The organism is Pseudomonas sp. A2 (assembly GCF_023100865.1).
Classification (GTDB): Bacteria; Pseudomonadota; Gammaproteobacteria; order Pseudomonadales; family Pseudomonadaceae; genus Aquipseudomonas; species Aquipseudomonas asiatica.
The window spans coordinates 2,502,874-2,510,607 of sequence record NZ_CP039127.1 but is presented as its reverse complement, the minus strand read 5'-3'; the positions used below and the strand labels follow the sequence as shown (position 1 = coordinate 2,510,607).

Genomic DNA, 7,734 nt, shown 5'->3' with positions numbered 1-7,734 from the left:
AGTGTTTCACTGCAACCTACGCTCCAGCATGTGGGAGCAACGCAGCGTTTTGGACCATTCGCCCTCAGAGCGACCCGCCTGCGAGCCGACCAGAAGCCACAACTGCCGCTGTACGGGCCGCCGCAAGGGCTTCCCGTTTGTGATAAAGGGAGGCCCCCGATGCACAAGCCGCCACGCACCCGTTCCGAGCTGGCCGACGTGCTGTTCCGCCTGCGCCGCAGCTTTTTTGCCCTGGCCGCCTTCAGCGGCGTCATAAACGTCATGATGTTGACGCCAGCTATTTATATGTTGCAGGTGTACGACCGCGCCTTGGTCAGCCGCAACGTCACCACCCTGACCATGCTCACCTTGCTGGTGATCGGCCTGTTCATGCTGATGTCGGCCCTGGAGATGGTCCGCACCCGCGTACTGATCCGGGTCGGCAACTTCCTCGACATGGACCTGAACCGACGCATCTTCAGCGCTGCCTTCGAACGCAACCTGAGCCGCGCCGGCGGCAACCCGGCCCAGGCCTTGCAGGACCTGGCCCAGGTACGGCAGTTTCTCACCGGCAACGGCCTGTTCGCTTTCTTCGATGCCCCGTGGACACCGATCTACCTGCTGGTCTGCTACCTGATCCACCCACTTCTGGGGCTGATCACGCTGATCGGTTCGCTGATCCTGGTGGGCCTGGCCTACCTCACCGAGAAGGCCACGCAAAAACCCTTGGCCGAGGCCAACCAGGCGGCCCTTTCCTCGGCCAGCTACGCCAACAACAACCTGCGCAACGCCGAAGTGATCGAAGCCATGGGCATGCTGCCGGCGATCGGCAAGCGCTGGTTTCAGGGCCATTTGCGCATCCTGCAGATGCAGACCCTGGCCTCCGACCGCGCGGCGATCATCAGTAGCACCGGGCGCTTCGTGCGCATTACCTTGCAATCGGTGATCCTCGGCGCCGGCGCACTGCTGGCGATCGAAGGCAAGATCACCCCCGGCATGATGATCGCCTGCTCGATCCTCACCGGCCGCGCCCTGGCCCCGGTAGAACAGGTGATCGCCGCGTGGAAGCAACTGCAAGGCAGCCGCTCCGCCTGGGGCCGGCTCAACGGTCTGCTGCACGACTACCCGCAGCGGCCACCAAGCATGTCGCTGCAACGGCCAATGGGCATGCTGGCCGTGGAAAACGTGGTCGCCGGTGCTCCCGGCACCAGCAACAGCATCGTGCGCGGGGTCAGCTTCAGCCTGGTCCCGGGTGAAAGCCTGGGCATCATCGGCCCGTCGGCTTCGGGCAAATCCACCCTCGCCCGCCTGCTGGTAGGCGTGTGGCCGACCCAGGCCGGCAAGGTGCGCCTGGACGGCGCCGACATCTTCACCTGGAACAAGGCCGAACTCGGCCCGTGGCTCGGCTACCTGCCGCAGGACGTGGAGTTGTTCGAGGGCACCATCGCCGAAAACATCGCACGCTTTGCCGAAGTGGACAGCGAAGCGGTGATCCGCGCTGCCCGCAGCAGCGGTGTGCACGACATGATCCTGCGCTTCCCGCAGGGCTACGACACCCGCCTGGCAGCCGACGGCAGCCCGCTGTCCGGTGGCCAGAAGCAACGCATCGCCCTGGCCCGCGCGTTGTATGGCGAGCCGAACCTGGTGGTGCTGGACGAGCCCAACGCCAACCTCGATGACGTTGGCGAAAAGGCCCTGGTCGATGCGCTGGCCGAACTCAAGGCACGCGGGGCCACGGTAATCCTGATTTCCCACCGGCCCAATGTGCTGTGCGCGGTCGACAAGGTGCTGATGCTGCGTGACGGTACCGTGCACATGCTCGGCAGCCGCGACGAAGTGTTCGCGGCGCTGCGCAAGGCCAGCGTGATCCCGACGGCGACCGCTGCGCCGCTGGCGTCGGTAAAAGTACGGGAGTGACCGATCATGCAGATGACCCAACACACCGAGTTGATTCCCGCCGAGGCTCGCCACGAGATCGACCTGGACATTCATCGGCCGGCACGCTGGGGCGTGTGGCTGGTCGTCGCCGGCTTTGGCGGTTTCCTGCTGTGGTCGGGCCTGGCGCCGCTGGATGCCGGTGTAGTCGCCACCGGTACCGTCAAGGTCAGCAGCAACCGCAAGGCCGTGCAGCACCTGACCGGTGGCACGGTCGAGGCGATCCTGGTGCGTGAAGGCGATGTTGTGAAGAAAGGCCAGGAGGTGGTACGCCTGGACGCCCTGCGCGCGGTGGCCGAACAGGGTGCGGTCAGTGCCCAGTACATCGTCAGCAAGACCGTGGAGAACCGCCTGGAAGCCGAGCGCGATGGCCGCGACCAGGTCACCTTCGACCCTGCCCTGCTCGAGCACTATGGCGGCGACCCGCGCCTGCTGGCAGCCATGGACCTGCAACAGCGCCTGCTGGACACCCGCCGCGCAGGCCTTGCCGGCGAACTGAGCATCCTCGAGGAAAACCTGGCTGCCACGGCAGTGCAGCTCAAGGGCCTGCAGCAGGTGTACGGCGCCCGCGCCTCGCAGATCGGCTTCCTCAACCAGGAACTGCAAGGCACACGCGTGCTCGCCGCCGAAGGCTATGTACCACGCAACCGCCTGCTGGAGCTGGAGCGCAACAATGCAGACCTGTCCGCCGGTCAGGCCGAAAACCTCAACAACATTGCCCGGGCGCGCAGCCAGGCCACCGAGATCAAGCTGCGCATCCTGCAACGCCAGCACGACTACCTCAAGGAAGTGGAATCACAGCTGACCGATACCGCCAAGGAGAACACCACCCTGGCCGATCGCCTGCGCGCGCTGGACTACGAAGTGACCCATACGGTGATCCGCTCGCCGATCGACGGCATGGTCCAGGCCCTGAGCATCGCCACGGTCGGCGGCATCATCCAGCCAGGGGCCAAGATCATGGAGGTGGTACCGCTCGACCAGCCGTTGCAAGTGGACGCGATGATCCCGGTACAGGCCATCGACAAGATGGTGCCGGGCCTGGACGTGGACCTGGCCTTCCCGGCCTTCAACCATGCGAAGACACCGAATATCCCGGGGCGGGTCAAGACCATCTCCGCCGACCGCCTGATGGACGAAGAAAGCAAGCAGCCGTACTACCTGGCCCAGGTGGAAGTGACGCAGGACGGCATGGCCCTGCTGGGCAGCAACCATATCCGCCCCGGGATGCCGGCCACCGTCACCATCAAGACCGGCGAGCGCAACCTGCTCAGCTACCTGCTCAAGCCGATGCTCGAACGCGTGGACGCCTCGTTCAAGGAGCAATGACATGAATCGCCCGTGCCTGATGTTGTGCCTGTTGGGGTTGTCCGTACAGGCCAGTGCCATGGACCTGAAGCAAGCCTGGGACCTGCTGCAGTATCAGGGCCCGATCTACCGCGCCGCGGTGCACGAGAAGGAAGCCGGCAGCGAGAACCGCGCCATCGGGCAGGCCGGCCTGCTGCCGCAGATCAACGCTGCGGGCTACTTCAACAAGGTCAATGGCAGCCAGCGTCAGAGTGGACGGGATAGCGACCTGGACTATGACTCCAAGGGCGCCAACGTGCGTTTGCGTCAACCGCTGTTCAACAAGCAGAAGATGGCCGAATACCACCAGGGCCAGCAGCGTGCCGACTACAGCGTGGCGGTGTTCGATGCCAAGACCCAGGACGCTGCGGTGCGCCTGGCCGAAGCCTACTTCGACGTGCTGCTGGCCAGCGAAACCATCACCCTGGCCAAGGCCAAGCTGAATGCCTTCGAAGAGCAGCTGGCGTCGGCAAAGCGGCGCATGGAGCTGGGCGCTGGCACCATCACCGACATCGACGAGTCGGTAGCCCGTCGCGACCTGGCCGAGGCCGACCTGATCGAGGCCCAGGACAACCTGGTCAACGCCCGCCGCAAGCTGGAGGAATACATTGGTGAAACACCGGAGTCGCTGACCACCTTGCAACCGGGCTTCAACACACCGCCGCTGATGCCGGGCAACCTGCAGGACTGGCTGGTCAAGGCCCAGGCCGACAGCCCGTTGATCCATGCGCGCCGGCACAACTACGAGCTGGCCGAAGAAGAAGTGAAACGCGCCCGCGCCGGGCACTGGCCGACCCTGGATTTCGTGGCGGGCTATACCGCCGGCAGCAGCCAGTCGATCTCCGAACTGAACCAGCGCAACCACTACAGCTCGATCGGGCTGGAGCTGAACATTCCGCTATACAGCGGCGGCAGCACCAGCGCCCTCACCCGCCAGGCCAGCGCCAACAGTTCCAAGGCACTGGATGAACTGGATGCCACGCGCCAGGAAGTGATCTCCGACACCACCCGCGAGTACCGCGGCGTACAGAGTGGCGCCTTGCGCATCCAGGCGCTGGAAAAGGCCGTGGCATCCAACGAACGCTCGCTGCTTTCGGCCCGCAAGGGCTTCAGGGAGGGCGGCACCAGCACCAACTCGGATGTGCTCAATGCCGAGGAATTGCTTTTTGACGCCCGGCATGACCTGTTCGAGGCGAAGCTGAACTACCTGATGTCGCGGCTGCGCCTGGCATCGTCGGTGGGCAGCCTGGGAGATGACGATATCCAGCAGATCAACGATTACCTCGGGCCCGAACTGGTAGTAAGCAACTGACTATCGGCGGCCCGCTCCCACAGCGGCGCCTACCGCATTTTGTTCCATTTCAGGCTATGATCGGTGACCCCGCCGCGGACGCCATGCCCCATGCCCGTAGACCTGCAATCGTTATACCCCAGGCTGATCCACCTGATGCTGGACACGGTGTTCGTGGTCGACAGGGACAACCAGATCGTTTTCGTCAGCGATGCCTGCGAGGCGCTGCTGGGCTACCAGGCCTGCGAGCTGATCGGCACCCCGATCACCGACTACATGCACCCTGACGACCTGGCGATTACCCGCGCGTCGATCGTACGGGTGATGAACGGCCAACCCCATTACGACTTCCGTAACCGCTACATCCGCAAGGATGGCAGTATCGTGCATATCCTGTGGTCGGCCTCCTGGTCCGATGAGGCCAATGCCCGCATTGGTGTAGCGCGGGATATCACCGCCCAACACCAGGCCGAGGAAGAATTGCGTTTCCTGGCCCACCATGACCCGCTGACTCGCCTGGCCAACCGGGCCATGTTCAATGAGCGGCTGGGCACCGCACTTGTCGCGGCTCGGCACCACAACCAGCCGCTGGCGTTGCTGTTCATCGATATCAATGACTTCAAGGATATCAACGACAACCACGGCCACAGCGTGGGTGACCGGGTGCTGTGCACCCTGGCGCGGCGCCTGGAAGGCTGCGTTGGGGCGACCGATACAGTGGCGCGGATGGGCGGTGACGAGTTCACCGTGCTGTTGACCGACCACGCCTCGCCAGAGGCCATTGCCGAGCAGGTGGCACGCATCCTGGCAGCCATGGCCGAGCCACTCGGCGCCGAGTTTGCAGGCATCGGAGCGCCGTCCTGCAGCATTGGCGTGGCCCGTTTCCCCGAAGACGGCAATGATGCCGACATGCTGCTGCGCCATGCTGATGGCGATATGTACCGGATCAAGCGACAGCGCGCTGCGGCCAGCTGAATACCAAAGGGAAGAAAATGACGGAACACCTGCAAGGCGCCGCCGAGCAAACGCGTGGTCACATCAGCCGGATCGAGGCCTTGCTGTTCTGGCTGAAGCTGGGTTTCATCAGCTTCGGCGGCCCGGCGGGGCAGATAGCGATCATGCATCAGGAACTGGTGGAGCGGCGCCGCTGGATCAGCGAGCGGCGCTTTCTGCATGCCCTCAACTACTGCATGCTGCTGCCTGGCCCCGAGGCCCAGCAACTGGCCACCTACATTGGCTGGCTGATGCACCGCACCTGGGGCGGGGTGATTGCCGGCACCCTGTTCGTGCTGCCGTCGCTGTTCATCCTGATCGGCCTGTCGTGGGTCTATCTGGCCTGGGGTGAAGTGCCGGTGGTGGCTGGCATTTTCTACGGGATCAAGCCGGCCGTGACCGCCATCGTCGTGCATGCCGCCCACCGCATTGGCACGCGCGCCCTGAAAAACGGCTGGTTGTGGGCCATTGCCGCGGCCTCGTTCGTGGCCATTTTCGCGCTCGACGTTCCCTTCCCGCTGATCGTGCTGGCGGCCGCGCTGCTGGGCCATATCGGCGGGCGGCTGCTACCGGGGCAGTTCGCGCCTGGTGGTGGCCACGGCGCAACCAGAGCCAGCCATGGCCCGGCCGTGATCGACGACGACACACCGGCGCCAGAGCACGCCCGCTTCAGCTGGGGGCGGCTGCTGGGCCTGCTGCTGGTGGGTGCCGCGCTGTGGCTGCTGCCCATGGGTGTACTGATGGCTACCTTTGGCTGGCAAGGCACCTTGACGCAAATGGGCTGGTTCTTCACCAAGGCGGCATTGCTGACCTTCGGTGGCGCCTACGCGGTGCTGCCCTACGTCTACCAGGGGGCCGTCGGCCATTACGGCTGGCTGTCGCCGACGCAGATGATCGATGGCCTGGCGTTGGGGGAAACCACCCCCGGGCCGCTGATCATGGTGGTGGCCTTCGTCGGCTTCGTCGGTGGCTACCTGCACCCCATGTTCGGCACCGACCAGGCGTTCATGGCCGGCGCGGTAGCAGCGAGCCTGGTGACCTGGTTCACCTTCCTGCCCTCGTTCCTGTTCATCCTGGCCGGTGGCCCGCTGGTGGAATCGACCCACAACGAACTCAAATTCACCGCCCCGCTGACCGGGATAACCGCGGCGGTAGTGGGCGTGATCCTCAACCTCGCGCTGTTCTTCGGCTACCACGTATTGTGGCCGGCCGGTTTCGACGGGCGGTTCGACTGGCCTTCGGCGCTGATTGCGCTGGCGGCGGCGGTGGCGCTGTTCCGTTACAAGCGTGGGGTGATCCAGGTGTTGATAGCCTGTGCCCTGGCGGGGCTTGCCACCCATCTGTCGAGCCCACTGTAGGAGCAGCCTGGTGCTGCGAAGATGCCCGCATGGCTGGCGGAAATCTGTCTGCCATACTGACCTCTTCGCAGCACAAGGCTGCTCCTACAGAGGGTAGTGATAGGTCGCAGGGCCTATCTCCAATCCAACGGAGATGAACATGCGCAACCCTGAAGACGCCTTGCTCGACAGCTGGCAGCACAACGCCCAGGCCTGGATCGATGCGGTGCGCAGCGGCAGTATCGAGAGCCGTCGCCAGGTTACCGACCAGGCCATCCTGCTGGCGATCCTGGGCCGCCAGCCCGAACGGGTGCTCGACCTGGGCTGTGGTGAAGGTTGGCTGCTGCGCGCGCTGGGCGACCGGGGTGTCGAGGCGGTAGGTGTGGACGGTGACCGGGCGCTGGTGGATGCCGCGCGTGCTGCGGGTTCCGCCGAGGTGCACCTGGCCAGCTATGCACAGCTGGCCGCTGCGCAGGCCTATATTGGCAAGGACTATGACCTGATCTGTGCCAACTTCGCCCTGTTGCAGCAGGACATCATCCCGCTGCTGGCAGCGATGAATGCCTTGCTGGCGCCTGGCGGTGCACTGGTGATCCAGACCCTGCACCCGTGGAGCGTGGCGGATGGCGATTACCAGGATGGCTGGCGGGAAGAGTCGTTTGCCGGGTTCGGCGGGGATTGGCAGGTGATGCCGTGGTACTTCCGCACCCTGGCCAGCTGGTTGAACGCGCTGGACATGGCGGGGTTGCGGCTGGTCAGCCTGCAGGAGCCACAGCACCCCCAGAGTGCGCTGCCACAGTCGCTGCTGTTGGTGGCCGAACGCTCTTGAAGCATACGCGGTCGGTGTAGGAG

6 protein-coding genes are annotated in these 7,734 nt (G+C 64.7%); all 6 read left to right on the top strand.

Annotated features, from left to right (window positions below; all coding sequences use genetic code 11):
* The first annotated feature begins 159 nt into the window (after positions 1 to 159).
* The 6 genes from E5221_RS11710 (at position 160) to E5221_RS11685 (ending at position 7,711) form a co-directional block, all read left to right on the top strand.
* Entirely contained in the window at positions 160 to 1,896 is a 1,737-nt protein-coding gene (locus tag E5221_RS11710; protein ID WP_247847474.1) for a type I secretion system permease/ATPase, read from the top strand.
* Positions 1,897 to 1,902: 6 nt separating this feature from the next.
* The gene (locus E5221_RS11705; protein WP_039613355.1) at positions 1,903 to 3,243 is read left to right on the top strand and encodes an HlyD family type I secretion periplasmic adaptor subunit; all 1,341 of its coding nucleotides are present in this window, start codon (positions 1,903 to 1,905) and stop codon (positions 3,241 to 3,243) included.
* A gap of 1 nt (position 3,244) precedes the next feature.
* Complete coding sequence (locus tag E5221_RS11700) at positions 3,245 to 4,573, top strand: TolC family outer membrane protein (RefSeq protein ID WP_247847473.1); 1,329 nt, start codon at positions 3,245 to 3,247, stop codon at positions 4,571 to 4,573.
* A gap of 90 nt (positions 4,574 to 4,663) precedes the next feature.
* The gene (locus E5221_RS11695) at positions 4,664 to 5,527 is read left to right on the top strand and encodes a sensor domain-containing diguanylate cyclase (RefSeq protein WP_247847471.1); all 864 of its coding nucleotides are present in this window, start codon (positions 4,664 to 4,666) and stop codon (positions 5,525 to 5,527) included.
* Positions 5,528 to 5,544: 17 nt separating this feature from the next.
* Positions 5,545 to 6,903: a chromate efflux transporter gene (chrA, locus tag E5221_RS11690; protein WP_054572802.1), complete on the top strand. Its 1,359-nt coding sequence runs from the start codon at positions 5,545 to 5,547 to the stop codon at positions 6,901 to 6,903.
* Between the two features lie 139 nt (positions 6,904 to 7,042).
* Positions 7,043 to 7,711 (top strand): methyltransferase domain-containing protein, encoded by a 669-nt coding sequence (locus E5221_RS11685; RefSeq protein WP_015269952.1) that lies wholly within the window; start codon positions 7,043 to 7,045, stop codon positions 7,709 to 7,711.
* Positions 7,712 to 7,734: the final 23 nt, after the last annotated feature.

Excerpts from the sequence above, each read along its gene's own strand:
- E5221_RS11705 (WP_039613355.1), top strand. The coding sequence starts at position 1,903 with ATGCAGATGACCCAACACACCGAGTTGATTCCCGCCGAGGCTCGCCAC.
- E5221_RS11710 (WP_247847474.1), top strand. The coding sequence starts at position 160 with ATGCACAAGCCGCCACGCACCCGTTCCGAGCTGGCCGACGTGCTGTTC.
- E5221_RS11695 (WP_247847471.1), top strand. The coding sequence starts at position 4,664 with ATGCCCGTAGACCTGCAATCGTTATACCCCAGGCTGATCCACCTGATG.
- E5221_RS11700 (WP_247847473.1), top strand. The coding sequence starts at position 3,245 with ATGAATCGCCCGTGCCTGATGTTGTGCCTGTTGGGGTTGTCCGTACAG.
- E5221_RS11685 (WP_015269952.1), top strand. The coding sequence starts at position 7,043 with ATGCGCAACCCTGAAGACGCCTTGCTCGACAGCTGGCAGCACAACGCC.
- chrA (WP_054572802.1), top strand. The coding sequence starts at position 5,545 with ATGACGGAACACCTGCAAGGCGCCGCCGAGCAAACGCGTGGTCACATC.